At 74.5% G+C, this 15,427-nt stretch carries 17 protein-coding genes; 5 read left to right on the plus strand and 12 right to left on the minus strand.

Features of this window, described 5'->3' with window-relative positions:
* Positions 1 to 3: 3 nt before the first annotated feature.
* Positions 4 to 372 (minus strand): ArsC/Spx/MgsR family protein, encoded by a 369-nt coding sequence (locus tag ACZ7JZ_RS04330; protein ID WP_470933017.1) that lies wholly within the window; start codon positions 370 to 372, stop codon positions 4 to 6.
* Positions 373 to 501: 129 nt separating this feature from the next.
* On the opposite strand from ACZ7JZ_RS04330, the gene ACZ7JZ_RS04335 reads away from it, so the two are divergent.
* Positions 502 to 756, plus strand: coding sequence for a hypothetical protein (locus tag ACZ7JZ_RS04335; protein ID WP_470933019.1), 255 nt, complete (start codon positions 502 to 504; stop codon positions 754 to 756).
* Positions 757 to 879: 123 nt separating this feature from the next.
* Here ACZ7JZ_RS04335 and glnA read toward each other — a convergent pair whose 3' ends face one another.
* A complete protein-coding gene (gene glnA, locus ACZ7JZ_RS04340; protein WP_470933021.1) occupies positions 880 to 2,289 on the minus strand; it encodes a type I glutamate--ammonia ligase in 1,410 nt (469 codons plus the stop codon).
* A gap of 199 nt (positions 2,290 to 2,488) precedes the next feature.
* Between glnA and ACZ7JZ_RS04345 the strand changes: the two genes are divergently transcribed.
* A complete protein-coding gene (locus tag ACZ7JZ_RS04345; protein WP_470933023.1) occupies positions 2,489 to 2,956 on the plus strand; it encodes an RDD family protein in 468 nt (155 codons plus the stop codon).
* Positions 2,957 to 3,063: 107 nt separating this feature from the next.
* Here the strand turns inward: ACZ7JZ_RS04345 and ACZ7JZ_RS04350 are convergent, their stop codons facing one another.
* From ACZ7JZ_RS04350 to ACZ7JZ_RS04370, 5 genes are all read right to left on the minus strand, one after another.
* Complete coding sequence (locus ACZ7JZ_RS04350; protein WP_470933025.1) at positions 3,064 to 3,765, minus strand: DUF4191 domain-containing protein; 702 nt, start codon at positions 3,763 to 3,765, stop codon at positions 3,064 to 3,066.
* Between the two features lie 19 nt (positions 3,766 to 3,784).
* Positions 3,785 to 3,973: an SCO2195 family GlnR-regulated protein gene (locus ACZ7JZ_RS04355; RefSeq protein ID WP_470933027.1), complete on the minus strand. Its 189-nt coding sequence runs from the start codon at positions 3,971 to 3,973 to the stop codon at positions 3,785 to 3,787.
* Positions 3,974 to 4,219: 246 nt separating this feature from the next.
* Positions 4,220 to 5,191 carry a lipoyl synthase gene (gene lipA, locus ACZ7JZ_RS04360; RefSeq protein WP_470933029.1) on the minus strand — a complete coding sequence of 324 codons (972 nt, stop codon included), beginning with the start codon at positions 5,189 to 5,191 and terminating at the stop codon, positions 4,220 to 4,222.
* A 124-nt stretch (positions 5,192 to 5,315) separates the two neighbouring features.
* A complete protein-coding gene (lipB, locus tag ACZ7JZ_RS04365) occupies positions 5,316 to 6,116 on the minus strand; it encodes a lipoyl(octanoyl) transferase LipB (protein ID WP_470933031.1) in 801 nt (266 codons plus the stop codon).
* A 43-nt stretch (positions 6,117 to 6,159) separates the two neighbouring features.
* On the minus strand, positions 6,160 to 6,423 hold the full coding sequence (locus tag ACZ7JZ_RS04370; protein ID WP_470933033.1) for a hypothetical protein: 264 nt from the start codon (positions 6,421 to 6,423) through the stop codon (positions 6,160 to 6,162).
* Between the two features lie 187 nt (positions 6,424 to 6,610).
* Between ACZ7JZ_RS04370 and ACZ7JZ_RS04375 the strand changes: the two genes are divergently transcribed.
* A complete protein-coding gene (locus ACZ7JZ_RS04375) occupies positions 6,611 to 8,128 on the plus strand; it encodes a regulator (RefSeq protein WP_470933035.1) in 1,518 nt (505 codons plus the stop codon).
* Positions 8,129 to 8,202: 74 nt separating this feature from the next.
* On the opposite strand, the gene ACZ7JZ_RS04380 is transcribed toward ACZ7JZ_RS04375, so the two are convergent.
* The 3 genes from ACZ7JZ_RS04380 to ACZ7JZ_RS04390 all read right to left on the minus strand — a co-directional run bounded on the left by ACZ7JZ_RS04380 (position 8,203) and on the right by ACZ7JZ_RS04390 (position 11,373).
* A complete protein-coding gene (locus tag ACZ7JZ_RS04380) occupies positions 8,203 to 9,453 on the minus strand; it encodes an NAD(P)/FAD-dependent oxidoreductase (RefSeq protein WP_470933037.1) in 1,251 nt (416 codons plus the stop codon).
* Positions 9,454 to 9,722: 269 nt separating this feature from the next.
* Positions 9,723 to 10,622, minus strand: a complete 900-nt coding sequence (locus tag ACZ7JZ_RS04385) for a TIGR01777 family oxidoreductase (RefSeq protein WP_470933039.1) — start codon at positions 10,620 to 10,622, stop codon at positions 9,723 to 9,725.
* Positions 10,623 to 10,659: 37 nt separating this feature from the next.
* Entirely contained in the window at positions 10,660 to 11,373 is a 714-nt protein-coding gene (locus ACZ7JZ_RS04390) for a VIT1/CCC1 transporter family protein (protein WP_470933041.1), read from the minus strand.
* 76 nt (positions 11,374 to 11,449) lie between these two features.
* On the opposite strand from ACZ7JZ_RS04390, the gene ACZ7JZ_RS04395 reads away from it, so the two are divergent.
* A complete protein-coding gene (locus ACZ7JZ_RS04395) occupies positions 11,450 to 12,706 on the plus strand; it encodes a PP2C family protein-serine/threonine phosphatase (RefSeq protein ID WP_470933043.1) in 1,257 nt (418 codons plus the stop codon).
* 209 nt (positions 12,707 to 12,915) lie between these two features.
* Here ACZ7JZ_RS04395 and ACZ7JZ_RS04400 read toward each other — a convergent pair whose 3' ends face one another.
* Both ACZ7JZ_RS04400 and ACZ7JZ_RS04405 read right to left on the minus strand, forming a co-directional pair.
* Complete coding sequence (locus ACZ7JZ_RS04400; RefSeq protein ID WP_470933397.1) at positions 12,916 to 13,761, minus strand: MerR family transcriptional regulator; 846 nt, start codon at positions 13,759 to 13,761, stop codon at positions 12,916 to 12,918.
* Between the two features lie 79 nt (positions 13,762 to 13,840).
* The gene (locus ACZ7JZ_RS04405; protein WP_470933045.1) at positions 13,841 to 14,500 is read right to left on the minus strand and encodes a TetR family transcriptional regulator; all 660 of its coding nucleotides are present in this window, start codon (positions 14,498 to 14,500) and stop codon (positions 13,841 to 13,843) included.
* A gap of 128 nt (positions 14,501 to 14,628) precedes the next feature.
* On the opposite strand from ACZ7JZ_RS04405, the gene ACZ7JZ_RS04410 reads away from it, so the two are divergent.
* A complete protein-coding gene (locus ACZ7JZ_RS04410) occupies positions 14,629 to 15,399 on the plus strand; it encodes an SDR family NAD(P)-dependent oxidoreductase (RefSeq protein ID WP_470933047.1) in 771 nt (256 codons plus the stop codon).
* The last annotated feature ends 28 nt before the right edge of the window (positions 15,400 to 15,427 follow it).

The raw sequence follows: 15,427 nt of genomic DNA on the forward strand, positions 1-15,427 counted from the left end.
GGCCTAACCCCCGCTGCGGGCGATGGCCTCGCGGACGGCCTCCGGGGTGCGGGCCACCAGGGCGGTGCCGTCGTCGGCGGTGATCAGGGGGCGCTGGATCAGTGCGGGGGTCTCGGCCAGCTTGGCGATCCACAGTTCGCGGGCGGCGGGCTCGCGCGGCCAGTCCGCGAGGCCGGCCTCCCGCGCGGCCTGCTCGGAGGTGCGGGTGATCTCCCAGGGCTCCAGCCCGAGCCGGTCCAGTACCTCCCGGAGCTCCTGTGCGGTCGGCACGTCCTCCAGGTAGCGGCGCACGGTGTACGCGGCGCCCTCCGCGTCCAGCAGCTCCAGGGCGCCGCGGCACTTCGAGCAGGCGGGGTTGATCCAGATCTCCATGCCCGCCACCGTACCGGGACCGGCCCGTGCGGCCGTGAAGTGCCGGTTGGCCAGGGGCTTTTGTCAGTGCCCGGAAGTAAAATCGAATCAGCAACACACCGTCCGACACCACCCTTCGGGAGGCTGCCGATGACCGCTGCCGTATCCGTTTCCCCGCCCAGGAAGAAGCCCCTGCCGGCGGGTCTGCCCCGCGAGTGGTACGAGACGCACAACCGCCGGCTGAAGGCCATGCGCCTGGCGATATCCCTGCTCGACTCGGGGACGTACGACGCCAAGCGGGCGACCAACCGCAAGATCCGCACCATGGCCGTCCGCACGGGCATCCGCCGCCCGTCGAACGTGACCTGCAAGATGGTGCGCGTCTTCATCGAGTCCCACAGCTGACCGTTCCCCGGCCGGCCGTGCCGACGGCTGGATCGTCCGGCCCGCGCCCACCCGGGCCCGGGTACGGCGGAACCCCGCCCTGCCCGGGGGCAGCGGCGGGGTTCCCGGCCGTTCGGTACCGGCTCAGAGGTCGAAGTAGAGCTCGAACTCGTGCGGGTGCGGGCGCAGCTGGATCGGGGCGATCTCGTGCGTGCGCTTGTAGTCGATCCAGGTCTCGATGAGGTCGGGGGTGAAGACACCGCCGGCCAGGAGGTACTCGTGGTCCTCCTCCAGGGCCTTCAGCACGGCCTCGAGGCTGGTCGGGACCTGCGGGACGTTCGCGTGCTCCTCGGGAGCCAGCTCGTACAGGTCCTTGTCGATCGGCTCCATCGGCTCGATCTTGTTCTTGACGCCGTCGAGGCCCGCGAGCAGCAGGGCCGAGAAGGCGAGGTACGGGTTCGAGGACGGGTCCGGCGCGCGGAACTCGACGCGCTTGGCCTTCGGGTTCGAGCCCGTGATCGGGATGCGCATGGCGGCGGAGCGGTTGCGCTGCGAGTACACCATGTTGACCGGGGCCTCGAAGCCCGGGACCAGGCGGTGGTAGGAGTTCACCGTCGGGTTGGTGAAGGCCAGCAGCGACGGGGCGTGCTTGAGGATGCCGCCGATGTAGTAGCGGGCGGTGTCCGAGAGGCCCGCGTAGCCCGTCTCGTCGTAGAAGAGCGGCTCGCCGCCCTGCCACAGCGACTGGTGCACGTGCATGCCCGAGCCGTTGTCGCCGAAGATCGGCTTCGGCATGAAGGTCGCGGTCTTGCCGTTGCGCCAGGCGACGTTCTTCACGATGTACTTGAAGAGCATCAGGTCGTCGGCCGCGGCGAGCAGCGTGTTGAACTTGTAGTTGATCTCGGCCTGGCCGCCGGTGCCGACCTCGTGGTGCTGGCGCTCGACCTGGAGGCCCTGGCGGTCCAGCTCCAGGGAGATCTCGGCACGCAGGTCGGCGAAGTGGTCGACCGGGGCGACGGGGAAGTAGCCGCCCTTGTAGCGCACCTTGTAACCGCGGTTGTCCTCCTCCTTGCCGGTGTTCCAGGCGCCGGCCTCGGAGTCGATGTGGTAGAAGCCCTCGTTCGCGGAGGTCGCGAAGCGGACGCTGTCGAACACGTAGAACTCGGCCTCGGGGCCGAAGAACGCGGTGTCGGCGATCCCGGTGGAGGCGAGGTAGGCCTCGGCCTTCTTCGCGATGTTCCGCGGGTCGCGGCTGTAGGCCTCGCCCGTGATCGGGTCGTGGATGAAGAAGTTGATGTTCAGCGTCTTGTCGCGGCGGAAGGGGTCCAGGCGCGCGGTCGACAGGTCGGCGCGCAGGGCCATGTCGGACTCGTGGATCGCCTGGAAGCCGCGGATCGAGGAGCCGTCGAAGGCGAGCTCCTCGGACGGGTCGAACGCCTTCGCCGGGATGCTGAAGTGCTGCATCACACCCGGAAGGTCGCAGAAGCGGACGTCGACGAACTTGACGTCGTTGTCTGCGATGTACTTCTTGATCTCGTCGGCGTTCTGGAACATCCAACTCCTCCTACCCCCGGCCCCCGGGGTGAGGGGCGGGTTTGCGTAGCTCGTGGTGCAGCCAGTGCGGTGGTGCACGCTGACCCGACCATATGCAGACGGGATTTCTCAAGCATGACCCATTTGTTTCGCACAAGTTAACCAGCGCCCGTTCCGGGGGGCCTCCGGGGCGCGTCCGGCGTGCGGGTACCGTGGTCGGGTGGACAAGAGGCAAGCAATCGGATCCTGGCTCTCCGGCCCCAAGGCCGCCGTCGAGGACATGGGCGGCGATTTCGGCTACCCCGGCGAGCAGCTGGGCCTGCCCCGGCAGGGCTCCGGCTCCATCGCGCGGTTCGGGCGGCGCCTCGGGGCCCTCGCGGTCGACTGGACGGCCTGCCTGCTGATCGCATACGGCCTGATCACCGGTGGTGACCTCACCCGGGCCGGCGACTGGGCCCTGGCCGTGTTCGTGGTGCTGGGCCTGCTGACGGTCGGCACGGTCGGCTCCACGCCCGGCAAGCGGCTCCTGGGCCTGCGGGTGGTCGCCGAGGGCGGCGGCCGGCTGGGCTTCGGCCGGGTCGTCCTGCGCACCCTGCTGCTGGCCCTGGCGATCCCGGCCCTGGTCTGGGACCGCGACGGCCGCGGACTGCACGACCGGCTCGCGCGCGCGGTCCAGGTCCGCATCTGAGGGGCGCCGGGAGGCCGGACGTACGGGAGAGGGCCCCGGGACCGATACGGTCCCGGGGCCCTCTCGTATGCAAAGCGGGGTCGGCCCGGCTCAGCGGTGGTCCGGCGTCAGCGCATCTTCCCGCCGCGCGGCATCCGCATGCCCTTCGGCATGGGGCCCTTCGGCAGCGGCATGTTGCTCATCAGGTCGCCCATCGCGCGCAGGCGGTCGTTGACCTCGGTGACCTGCGGGCCGGCCAGGACGCGGGGGAGCTTCAGGAGGGTGGTGCGCACCTTCTTCAGGGGCACCTCGCCCTCGCCGGTGCCGACGATGATGTCGTGCACCGGGACGTCCGGCATGACGCGCGCCATCTTCTTCTTCTCGGCGGCCAGCAGCGTCTTCACGCGGTTCGGGTTGCCCTCGGCGACCAGGACCACGCCGGCCTTGCCCACCGCGCGGTGGACGATGTCCTGGCTGCGGTTCATTGCGACGGCCGGGGTGCTGGTCCAGCCGCGGCCCACGTTCTCCAGCACGGCCGCGGCCGCGCCCGGCTGGCCCTCCATCTGCCCGAAGGCCGCGCGCTCGGCCCGCCGCCCGAAGACGATCGCCGTCGCCAGGAAGGCCACGAGGAAGCCCAGGATGCCCAGGTAGACCGGGTACCCCAGCAGGAAGCCGATCCCCAGGAACACGCCGAGGGTGATGATGGCCACGCCTGCGAGAATGAACCCGATCTTGGGGTCATTGCGCCGGGTCATCTTGTACGTCAGAGCGATCTGCTTGAACCGCCCGGGGGTCGCAGCTGCATCGGCTGCGTTTGCCTTCCTCGCCATAAACCGAAGTTTACGTGGCCTACGGCGTACGGGAAGCCGCGGCCTCGAGTACGTGCTCGGTTTCGACCCGGTCGTGGGCCCTGCGGCGGTCCTCCAGGACGGCCGTCCAGGCGTTGCGGCGGGCGGTGCGGATGAACAGGGTCTCCACGGCCCGGAAGGCCTCGGAGACGGTCGGGATGGCGATGGCGCGGACGGGCGCGGCCTGCATGTCACGGTCCCTTCTCGGGGTGGCGCGGCGGACGCGCCGGGGGTCGGACGCGCTCTGTGAGCCAAGCGTCACCGTTCGGTGTTACCAGCGCGTGACCGGCCGGTCAAACCGTGATGAAAGCCGGTGGAAGCGGGCGGGGTACCCGGCGGGCCCACGCGGAGCGGCCCGCACGCCCTCCCATCAGGAAGGGGGCGTACGGGCCGCTGCCGTGCCGGGTTACCGGCGGGTAATTCCTTGTGCGTGACATCACACGCTCTCGGGGGCGGGGAGCGCGACGGCGCCCCGCTTGTCCATCGCCTGCTGGTACAGGCGGCCCGCCCGGTACGAGGACCGGACCAGCGGGCCCGACATCACGCCGGAGAAGCCGATCTCCTCGGCCTCCTTCGCCAGCTCCACGAACTCCGCGGGCTTCACCCAGCGCTCCACGGGGTGGTGGCGCGGCGAGGGCCGCAGGTACTGCGTGATCGTGATGAGCTCGCAGCCGGCCTCGTGCAGGTCGCGCAGGGCCTCGCTGACCTCGGCGCGCTCCTCGCCCATGCCCAGGATCAGGTTGGACTTGGTGACCAGGCCGTACGCGCGGGCCTTGGTGATCACGTCGAGCGAGCGCTCGTACCGGAAGCCGGGGCGGATGCGCTTGAAGATCCGCGGCACGGTCTCCACGTTGTGCGCGAACACCTCGGGGCGGGAGGCGAAGACCTCCTCCAGCAGCTCCGGCACCGCGTTGAAGTCCGGGGCCAGCAGCTCGACCTTGGTGTGGCCGGCCTCGCGGCCCGCGGTCTGCTGGTGGATCTGGCGCACGGTCTCGGCGTACAGCCAGGCCCCGCCGTCGGCCAGGTCGTCGCGGGCGACGCCCGTGATCGTGGCGTAGTTGAGGTCCATGGTGACCACGGACTCGCCCACGCGGCGCGGCTCGTCCCGGTCCAGCGCCTGCGGCTTGCCCGTGTCGATCTGGCAGAAGTCGCAGCGCCGGGTGCACTGGTCGCCGCCGATCAGGAAGGTGGCCTCGCGGTCCTCCCAGCACTCGTAGATGTTCGGGCAGCCGGCCTCCTGGCACACGGTGTGCAGTCCCTCGCTCTTCACGAGGCTCTGCATCGCCTTGTACTCGGGGCCCATCTTCGCCCGGGTCTTGATCCACTCGGGCTTGCGCTCGATGGGGGTCTGGGCGTTACGGACCTCCAGGCGCAGCATCTTGCGTCCGTCGGGTGCGACTGCGGACACGACCGGCTCCCTGTGACTCTTCGATTCCTCGGCGCCCACCAGGGTACGCCCGTAATTCGTACGCTCTTACGTCCGCCCAACCTGGGACCGTCCCGGTGCATTCCCGTGACCTGTCCCGGGAGGGTCAGGCGCTCGCGGCCCGCTCCACCGGACGGGGGCGCAGATCCGCGTTCTCCAGTACGTCCGCGAGGTGGCGCTCCACCGACGGGAGCACCTCCGCGATCGTGAGCTCCCGGCCCAGTTCGGCCGAGAGCGAGGTCACACCGGCGTCCCGGATCCCGCAGGGGATGATCCGGTCGAACCAGGTGCTGTCGGGGTTCACGTTGATCGCGAACCCGTGCATCGTGACGCCCTTGGCCACCCGGATCCCGATGGCGGCGAGCTTGCGGTCCTCGCGGCGCTGGCCGGCGTTCGACGGGGCGTACTCCGGGCCGTTGAGCCGCGGGTCGAACTCCTCGTCGGTCAGCCGGGGGTCGAAGTCCAGGGAGAGGCCGCCGAGCTTCGGGCGCTCCCCGACGGGATCGCCCAGGACCCAGACCCCGGACCGGCCCTCGATCCGGGTGGTCTCCACGCCGAAGTCGGCGGCCGTGCGGATCAGGGCCTCCTCCAGGCGCCGGACGTGGGCGACCACGTCCACCGGCCGGGGCAGCTTCATGATCGGGTAGCCCACCAGCTGGCCCGGGCCGTGCCAGGTGATCTTCCCGCCGCGGTCCACGTCCACGACGGGGGTGCCGTCGAGGGGGCGCTCGCTCGGGTCGGTCCGGCGGCCCGCGGTGTACACCGGCGGGTGCTCCAGCAGCAGACAGGTGTCCTCGATCTCGTCGGCGAACCGCGCCGCGTGCACCCGGCGCTGCTCCTCCCACGCCTGCGTGTACTCGACGGCCTCCGGACCGAAGCCCAGACGGACAAACCGCAGATCGGACACTGCAGCGCCTCCTCGTAGAACCTGCTGTGTGCGGATCGCGCACTCAGCCAGGGTACGGCGGTGCCTCCGGAAGCGGCCGGGCGGGTTTGCGGGAGGCCCCGGAGCGGCCCGCCCGGCCCCGCGGCCGGTCCGGGTCCTCGTCCGCGCGCGGCAGCCGCCGGTGCCCCTCGGAGTGGTCGTTCACCCAGCCGCACACCCCGCAGGCGTACCGGCCGTCGAGCCCCGCGATGAGCGTCCCGCAGCGCCGGCACTCCGCCTCGGTGATCTCCGGGGCGGGCAGCGGGTCGGTCGGATCGTGCGGGGTCATGCCGCGCAGCGTACGCGGGGTGAGAGGGGCGATTCGTAAAGGGTCCTCCCGGTTCTTCGCACGATCGGATGAATGTGGGGCAGAGGGGGCGGCACGGGGGCAGTTGGCCGCTACATTCACGCCCGTTCATCAGGGCCGGGACTCCGGTCCGTCACCTCAGGAGACCGTTCAGGAGACCGTGGAGCCGATGACGGAACGACCCCCGCAGCGCGTCCCCAACCGGCAGCTCGCGGCGCTGATCACCGAAGCGGGCTTCTCGAACGCCGGGCTCGCCCGACGGGTCGATCAGCTCGGCCTGGAACACGGTCTGGATCTGCGGTACGACAAGACCTCCGTGACCCGGTGGCTGCGCGGGCAGCAGCCCCGCGGCACCACCCCCGCACTGATCGCCGAGGTGTTCACCCGGAGGCTGGGCCGCCGGCTCTCGGCCCAGGACCTCGGCCTCGACGCCTGCGCCCCCGTGTACGCGGGCCTGGAGTTCGCGGCCACCCCCGAGGAGGCCGTGGACATCGCCAGCGGCCTGTGGCGCAAGGACTCCGGCAGCCACGCCGAACTCCGCAAGATCGCCTTCACCCCGGCCGGGCTCGTGGTCCCCAGCCGGGACTGGCTGATCGGCCGGCCCGACGAGCGGGTCGGCCGCGGCGAGCCCCCGCACCCGGCCGCCGCGCGCGTCCCCGGCCAGGGCGGCCGGGGCACGGCCGGCCCGGGACTCCCCGGCAGCGGTTTCCCGGCGTCCGGGCAGCCGGGCGGGGCGCCTTTCCCGGCCGTGCCCCGGCAGCGCCAGATCGACCGCGGGCCCGGGCAGCGGGTCACCGCCGGGGACATCGCGGCGCTGCGCTCGGTCGCCGAGCTCTTCCGGACCCTCGACCACGCCTACGGCGGCGGGCACGCCCGGCAGGCCCTCGTCCGCTACCTCGAACACGAGGCCGAGCCGATGCTCCGCGGCACCTACGGGGAGGCCACCGGGCGCCGGCTGTTCTCCGCGGCCGCGGACCTGACCCGGCTCGCGGGCTGGACCTCGTACGACATCGCCGCCCACGGGCTCGCCCAGCGGTACTTCGTCCAGGCCCTGCGGCTCACCCAGGCCGCCGGGGACCGGGCGTACGGCGCGTACGTGCTCGTCACGATGAGCCGGCAGGCGGTCTACCTCGGGCACGGCCGCGAGGCCGTCCAGCTGGCCCGGGTGGCCCAGCAGGGCGTCGGCTCGGGCGCCCCGCCGGTGGTCCAGGCCCTGCTGCACGCGGCGGAGGCCCGCGGGCACGGGGTGCTCGGCGAGGTGCGGGCCTGCACCTCCTCGCTGGTGCGGGCCGAGCGCGCGCTCTCCGCGGCCCGGCCCGGGGACGACACCCCGCCCTGGGCGCGGGCCTACGACGAGGCGCAGCTCGCCGACGAGTTCGGGCACTGCCACCGGGACCTCCAGCAGTACCGGGCCGCCGCCCAGCACGCCGAGCGCTCGCTCCAGCTGCGGGCGCCCGGCTTCGCCCGCAGCCGGCTCTTCTGCAGGGTGGTGCTGGCCACCGCCCGGCTCGGGCTGGGGGAGCTGGACCAGGCCTGCGCGCTGGGCGCGGAGGCGGCCCAGCAGGCCATGGAGATGCGCTCGGTCCGGGCGGTCGAGTACGTCCGCGACTTCGAGCGCCGCCTGGAGCCGTACCGCGACGCGCCCGCCGCCCGGACCTACCGGGAGCGCGTCGCCGCCCTGCTCTGAGGCGGCCGCCGGGGGGTGCGGCGGTCCCGGCTCCCGGCGGGCTCCCGGTGCGCCCGGGGGCCCGCCGGGAGCCGTCAGGCCGCCGTGCGCAGCGGTACGGGCGCCGGGACGGCCGGGATCCCGAAGTCCCGCAGCACGGCCCGGGCGGCCCGGCGGGCCGAGTACAGGGCCCCCTGGACGGTGTTGGTGTCCCGGTGGTCCCCGCACACGTACAGGCCTGCCAGGACCCGTACGGGCCGCCGCAGGTCGTGCGGGGGCGGCATCGCGGGCACCGCCTCCGGGGTGTGGTGCACGGCCAGCAGCTCCCAGTCGGCGGCGGGCACCCCGTGCAGGGCGGCCAGGTGGGCGCGGACCTCCCGCTCGGGCGGCGGCGGGCCCAGGACCGTGGAGCTGACCAGGGACCGGCCGCGGGGCGCCCGGGAGGGGTCCACCGCGCTCATGACGGCGGTGTGCGCCACCGGGCCGCGCCGCTCCCCGTCGAGCAGCAGGGCCGGCTCGGCGCCCGGGAGCTCGGGGGCCGCGTGGTGGAGCACGGTCACCGGGTGGAACCCCGGCACCCGCAGGCCCGGCAGCAGCCCGGCCGCGGCGCGGGCGCCGGTGGCCAGCAGCACCGAGCGGCAGCGGAACTCCCCGTGCTCCTCGGTGGTCACCAGGCTCGTGGACACCGACCGGACGCGGACCCCGGTGTGCAGGGTGCCGGGCGGCAGGCGCTCGGCGAGCAGCCGGGGCAGGGCCGCGGCCCCGCCCTCCGGCACGGCGAGCCGGCCGCGGGCGAACCCGCGCAGGGCCAGGTCGGCGCAGCGCCGGGAGGTGGTCAGCTCGGGATCGCAGAGCAGCGCCGCGAGCAGGGGGCGCAGCATGCCGTTGAAGGTGCGCGGCAGGGCGGCCGCGGCGGTCCGCTCGGGGCGGGCCAGCAGCCGGTCCACGGGGGTGGCGGCGAGCCGGGCGAGCGCCGCGCTGAGGCGGACCTGGTCGAGGGAGCGGCCGGCCAGGCCGCGGGCCGCCTTGCGGGCGCCGGGGCCGATCTTCTGGCGGCGGCCCTCGGCCTGCACCAGGACCCCGGCGGAGAAGGTGCGCAGCCGCAGGTCCGCGAGGGCCGGGCTGCGGTCGGGGTCGAGCTCCGGGTAGTCGGTGTTGAGGAGCTGTCCGATCCGGTCGAGCCGGAAGCCGTCGACCTCGTCCGTGGCCATCCGGCCCCCCGGCCCGGGGGCCGACTCCAGGACGGCGACGGTGACTCCGGCGTTGGCGAGCAGGTGGGCCGCCGACAGTCCCGAGACTCCGGCTCCGACTATGACGACGTCCGCATGGTGTGCGCTGCTGAGCACGTGCCCCTCCCCGAGGTCGGCGCGGCTGTGCGGGTGTGGGGTCCTACTTCCCCCAACGGGCGCCGGGGATACACCCGTTCGCCATCCGATTGGGCGCAAGTCCGGTCGCATACGGTCGCACGCCGGTCGCACGGCGGTCGTTTCCGGTCTTCCGGGTGGCGCCCCGGCGGCCGGGCGGCGCGCCCCCGCACCCCGCGGCCCTGCCCCGGAGCGCGGTGCGCCCCCGCGGCAGGACGGCGCCTTCCGGACAGCGCGCCCGGGCGGGCCCCTCAGTCCCCTTCGCGCAGGGCCGCCCGCAGGGTGTCGTCGATCTCCGGGAAGGTGAACCGGAAGCCGGAGTCCAGCAGCCGCTGCGGTACGGCCCGCTGACTGCCCAGCACGTCCTGGGCCAGTTCGCCCAGGGCCAGCCGCAGCGCCGGTGCGGGCACCGCGCACACCGCGGGCCGGTGCAGCACCCGCCCCATGGCGGCGGTGATCTCACCGTTCGTCAGCGGCTCGGGCGCCGTCATGTTCACCGGCCCCGACACCGACCGGGTCTCCAGCAGGTGCCGCAGCGCGGCGGTCTCGTCGTACAGGGAGATGAAGCTCCAGTACTGCCGGCCGCTGCCCAGCCGCCCGCCGAGCCCGGCCCGGAACAGCGGGAACATCCGCTTCCAGGCGCCCCCCGAGCCCGAGACCACGAGCCCGTTGCGCGCCAGCACCGTCCGCACCCCCGCCGCGGCGGCCGGACCCGTCGCCGCCTCCCACTCCACGCAGACCTGCGGCAGGAAGCCCTCGCCCGCGGGCGCGGACTCGTCGAGGACCCGGTCGCCCGCGTCTCCGTAGTAGCCGATCCCGGACGCGCTCACCAGCACCTCCGGCGGCTCGTCCATCGAGGCCAGGGCCCGCGCGAGCGTCCGCGTGCCGAGCACCCGGCTGTCCCGGATCTCCTTCTTGTACGCCGCGCTCCACCGGCGGTCCCCGATCCCCGCCCCCGCCAGGTGCACCACCCCGGTGCAGCCCGCCAGCCCCGCCGGGTCCAGCGCCCCGGCCCCCGGATCCCAGAACACCTCGTCCGGGCCCGCGGGCGCCCGGCGCACCAGCCGGACCACCCCGTGCCCGTCCGCGCGCAGGGAGCGTGTGAGAGCCGTTCCGATGAGACCGGTCGAGCCGGTGATCGCGATGCGCATGGTCCTATCCTGCCCGCAGCACAGGGGGAGGGACCGGTCAGCCGCCGATCCAGCTCCCCACCGCGTACGTCACGCCCATCGCCAGCGCCCCGCCGGCCACGTTGCGCAGCACCGCCCGGGGCCGCGGGGCCCGGCCCAGCGCGGCGCTCAGCACCCCGCACAGGGTCAGGGCGGCCAGCACGGCCGCCACCGTCACCGGCACCCGCAGGGAGGCCGGCGGCAGCAGGATCGCCAGCAGCGGCAGCAGCGCGCCGACCGTGAAGGCCACGAAGCTCGCGAGGGCGGCGTGCCAGGGGTTGGCCAGCTCGTCCGGCTCGATGCCCAGCTCCACCCGGGCATGGGCCCGCAGCGCGTCCCGCTCGCTGAGCTGCACCGCCGCCTCGCGCGCCACGTCCCGGCTCAGGCCGCGCCCGGCGAGCAGGTCGGTCAGCTCGTCGAGCTCGGCCTCCGGGTCCGCGGCCAGCTCCTGCCGCTCCTTGTCCAGGGCCGCCTGTTCGGAGTCCCGCTGGGAGCTGACCGACACGTACTCGCCCGCCGCCATCGACAGCGAGCCGGCCAGCAGCCCGGCCACCCCGGAGGCCAGCAGCGCGGCCTGCGAGGTGGTGGCCCCGGCGACGCCGACGACCAGCCCGGCCGTCGAGATGATCCCGTCGTTGGCCCCGAGCACCCCGGCGCGCAGCCAGTTCAGCCGCGTGCCCAGCCGCCCGCCCGCCCCGGCGTCCGTCTCCCCGCCGGTGTCCGTTTCCGTCACGGGTCCACTCTCGGGCCGGTGCCCCGGCGGGGCCACCCGGAGTGCGCGGCGGGGCCCGGCGTACGAGGGTGAAGGGGTGAAGCGGCGACGGCGAGGGGACGCGGAACCGGGCTGGCTGCGGGGCGCCCCGCCGCCGCGCTGGGCCAGGGTCGCGCCCGTGGCCGCCCTCGTCCTGCTCTCGGCGGCCCAGCTGATGACCCCCGACACCGTGGAACTCGGCTTCTTCCTCGCCGCCCTGCCGCCCGTCGCCGCCTTCTCGTACGGGGCCCTGGGCACCGGGGTCTTCGCCGTGGTCGTCCTCCTCCTGCTCGGGATCCCGAACCTGGACGTGGGCCGGGCCCGCACCGTGGACCTGGTGAACGTGGCCCTCGTCGGGCTGCTCGGGGTGGTGATCGCCTGGGTCCGCAAACGCCGCGACGCCCAGCTCGTCAGCGTCCGCACGGTCGCCGAGGCCGCCCAGCTGGCCGTACTGCCGCCGCTGCCGGAACGGGTCGGACCGGTCACCTGCACGGGCCTGTACCGCGCGGCCCAGCGCGGCACCCTCGTCGGCGGGGACCTGTACGACGTGCGCGAGGGGCCCTACGGGGTCCGGGCCGTCGTGGCCGACGTACAGGGGCACGGGCTGGCCGCCGTCGGCACCGTGGTCTCCCTCCTGGGGGCCTTCCGGGAGGCCGTCCTCGACGATCCCGACCTGGTCGCCGTCGCCGCCCGGCTGGACCGCCGCCTCACGGCCGACGCCCGCGCCCGGGCCCGCGGCGGGCGGCCCGCGGGCGGCCCGGCCGGCGGCCTTGCCGGGGACGCGCTCGTGGACGAGCCCACGGAGCTCTTCGCCACCGCGCTGCTCCTGGAGTTCCCGGCGGACCGCGCGGTGGTCCGCGTCGCCTCCTGCGGGCACCCGTCCCTGGTCCTGCTGCGCCCGGGCGGGCCGGACGACGGGGCGGCCGCGGTCCACGAGGTGGCCGTCGAGCCCGGGGTCCCGCTGGGGCTGGGCCTGGCGGGGCTCGCCCCGCCGGAGGTGGCCACCCTCGCGCTGCACCCCGGCGACCGGCTCCTCGCCCACACCGACGGCCTGACCGAGGCCCGCGACGCCCAGGGCGCCTTCTACCCCCTCCTGGAGCGGCTGCCCCAGCTCTTCGCCGCCGCGCCCGCGCGCGAGGCCCTGGCGGGCGCCCTCTGGCGGGACCTGGCCCGCTTCACGAACGGCCCCGCCGACGACGTGGCCCTCCTGCTGCTGTCCCGCGACCCGCCCCGGCCCCGCACCGCCCGGCCCGCCCGCGGTCGGGATGAGCCGGGGCCCCGGGCACGGGGCGGGCCTGAGCGGGCCGGTGCCTGAGTGGGCCGGTGTCTCAGTGGGCCGGTGCCTGAGCCCGCGCCTGTGGCGGCCCGTATCTGGGCCGGGTGCGGGAGCCGGACCCGAGCCGGGCCGCCGGGCCTGATGCGGGGCGTCCCTCCCCGCCCCCGTGCGGGGAGGGACGCCCTCAGCAGGCCCCGGCCGGCCCTCGGCAGGCCGACCGGTCGGGCCGGCCGGGCCGGCCGCCCCGCTCAGCCCGCTTGCCGGGCGCGGACGGGGGCCTGGAGCTCGGTCACCCAGGCGTCCCGGTCCGCCGGGCACTCCAGGTTCACCTCGCGCGGGTACGCGGCCTCCTCGTACCCGTGGGCGTCCATCCAGCGGGCCAGGGTCTGCGCCGCGGGCAGCACGGTGTCCATGGACCCGCGGTGCACGACGGTCGCGGCCCCGGCCACCGGCGGCAGGACGTGCACCCGCACGCCGCCCCCGTCCGGACCGGCCTCGCGCAGCGCGGCCCCGACCTCCACGGCGGCGTGCACGAGGATCGCCCCGCCGCCCTCCGGGGCGTCCTCGTAGTACGCGATCCCCGGACCGGTGGGGACGATCCCGGACGCGTCCAGGCGGCGGAACAGCTCGTCGTAGAGCGGTCCGATGACCGGCCCGATCGCCTCCGGCTCGAAGCCGGGGGCGGTGGCGGTCAGCTCGGCCACGCGGACCGCGGGAAGGTTCTTCAGTACGACGTCGTCGGCGGGCATGTGCCCCTCGCTCTCGATCGACCGGAGACGCACCTCGACCTGCACCAGCCGTGCCGCTGCTTCGGACACGGCCTGCTCCAGCTCGGCCTGCCGCAGCCGCAGCATGCCGCGCAGCTGCCCGGCGTCCAGCCGGTCGTCGAGCATCTCCCGGACCTGCTCCAGCGTGAAGCCGAGGTCCTTGAGCGCGATGACGCGGTTGAGCCGGGAGAGCTGGGCGCCCTCGTAGTAGCGGTACCCGGTGGCGGGGTCGACACGTGCGGGGTGCAGCAGTCCGGTGGCGTCGTAGTGACGCAGCATCCTGACCGAGACCCGGCCGTGCCTGGCGAAATCTCCGATGGTGAACATGACGTCTCCGACTACAGGGCCTGACACGGTGTGAGGGTCAACAGGGGATCCCGGATCGGGCCGGATCCGGGCCCCCGGCTCACCGCGGACCCAGGATCCGCATCCCGGACGTCAGCTCGCCGAGGCACCGCGCGGCCAGGTCGGCGGGGGAGCCCTCCCCGGCCGCCGGCGCGTCCGTGGCCGCCCACACCTCCAGCGCCACCCGGATCGCGTCCGTGGCCGCCGCGGCCAGCAGCCGCACCTCCAGTGGATCGGCGCCCGCTCCCGCCAGCCGGGCCAGTACGGGCACCAGCTGCTCCTCCGAGTCCTGGTTCACCCGGTACCAGACGGCCCGCAGGGCCGGGTCGTCCACGGCTGCCCGCAGCAGCCCGCGGGTCCACTGGAGGGGCTCCTCGTCCTGCGGGGAGACGCTCAGCGAGCGGACCACGGCCCGCTCCAGCGCCGCCCGCAGCGGTACGCCCGGCTCCTCGGCCGCGAGCAGGGCCCGCCAGGCGTCCCCGCCGCCCGACAGCAGCGGCGCCACCGCGTCCTGCTTGCTGCGGAAGTACCGGTAGAAGGTCCGCAGGGCCACCCCGGCGCTGCGCGCGATGTCCTCCGCGGTGGTCGCGTCCGGCCCCCGCTCGGCGAACAGGGCGCACGCCGCACGCGCGATGTCGAGCTGCGTGGCGGCCTTGCGCCGCTCGGTCAGGGACTTGGGGCCGGGGGCGGTGTCGGGGGTGTACGGACGGGGGGATCTCACTCCGGCAGGGTACGTCAGGGATCCGACAGGATGCGCGAAATGCCACTCTGGCAAAACGTGTCAAGCACTCGTATCCTCGAAGCCGCCCCCCGCCCCGGCGCACCGCGCCCGACCACGGAGACACCGACATGAACCGCTACACAGGCCGCCGCGTCCTCGTCACCGGAGGCGGCTCCGGCATCGGCCGCGCCACCGTCCACCGGATCCTCGCCGAGGGCGGCCGCGTCCACACCGTCGACGTCAGCGGGGAGGGCCTGAAGGCCACGGCGGAGCAGGCCGCCGCCGAGGGCACCGCCGACCGCCTCACCACCGCCGCGCTCGACATCTCCGACGAGGGCGCGGTCCAGGAGGGCGTCGCCGCCGCCGTGGCGGCCCTCGGCGGGATCGACGTACTCGTCAACGCGGCCGGCATCCTGCGCTCCGAGCACACCCACAAGACCACCCTGGAGCTGTGGAACCGGATCATCTCGGTCAACCTGACCGGGACCTTCCTCGTGATCCGCGAGTCCCTCCCGGCCCTGCTGGCCGCCGAGAAGCCGGTCATCGTGAACTTCAGCTCCACCTCGGCCTCCTTCGCGCACCCGTACATGTCGGCGTACGCGGCTTCCAAGGGCGGCATCCAGTCCATGACGCACTCGCTCGCCGCCGAGTACAGCAAGCAGGGCCTGCGCGCGGTCTGCGTGGCCCCCGGCTCCATCGAGTCCGGCATGACCACCGGCAGCGGCCCGGGCCTGCCCGAGGACACCGACTGGTCCCTCTTCGCCAAGCTCGCCCCCGGCATAGGCCAGGGCTTCGCGGGCCCGGAGACGGTGGCGGGCGTGGTCGCCATGCTCGGCTCCGACGACGGCGCCTTCATCACGGGCACCGAGATCCGCATCGACGGCGGCACGCACTACTGACCCGCCGCGCCGCCCGCCCCGGCCGGGC

This window comes from Streptomyces sp. NPDC038213, from assembly GCF_055600495.1.

What these genes read in the sequence shown, in the direction of transcription:
- ACZ7JZ_RS04330 (WP_470933017.1), bottom strand. Translation starts at nt 372, where the DNA reads ATGGAGATCTGGATCAACCCCGCCTGCTCGAAGTGCCGCGGCGCCCTG.
- ACZ7JZ_RS04335 (WP_470933019.1), top strand. Translation starts at nt 502, where the DNA reads ATGACCGCTGCCGTATCCGTTTCCCCGCCCAGGAAGAAGCCCCTGCCG.
- glnA (WP_470933021.1), bottom strand. Translation starts at nt 2,289, where the DNA reads ATGTTCCAGAACGCCGACGAGATCAAGAAGTACATCGCAGACAACGAC.
- ACZ7JZ_RS04350 (WP_470933025.1), bottom strand. Translation starts at nt 3,765, where the DNA reads ATGGCGAGGAAGGCAAACGCAGCCGATGCAGCTGCGACCCCCGGGCGG.
- ACZ7JZ_RS04355 (WP_470933027.1), bottom strand. Translation starts at nt 3,973, where the DNA reads ATGCAGGCCGCGCCCGTCCGCGCCATCGCCATCCCGACCGTCTCCGAG.
- ACZ7JZ_RS04370 (WP_470933033.1), bottom strand. Translation starts at nt 6,423, where the DNA reads ATGACCCCGCACGATCCGACCGACCCGCTGCCCGCCCCGGAGATCACC.
- ACZ7JZ_RS04375 (WP_470933035.1), top strand. Translation starts at nt 6,611, where the DNA reads ATGACGGAACGACCCCCGCAGCGCGTCCCCAACCGGCAGCTCGCGGCG.
- ACZ7JZ_RS04385 (WP_470933039.1), bottom strand. Translation starts at nt 10,622, where the DNA reads ATGCGCATCGCGATCACCGGCTCGACCGGTCTCATCGGAACGGCTCTC.
- ACZ7JZ_RS04400 (WP_470933397.1), bottom strand. Translation starts at nt 13,761, where the DNA reads ATGTTCACCATCGGAGATTTCGCCAGGCACGGCCGGGTCTCGGTCAGG.
- ACZ7JZ_RS04410 (WP_470933047.1), top strand. Translation starts at nt 14,629, where the DNA reads ATGAACCGCTACACAGGCCGCCGCGTCCTCGTCACCGGAGGCGGCTCC.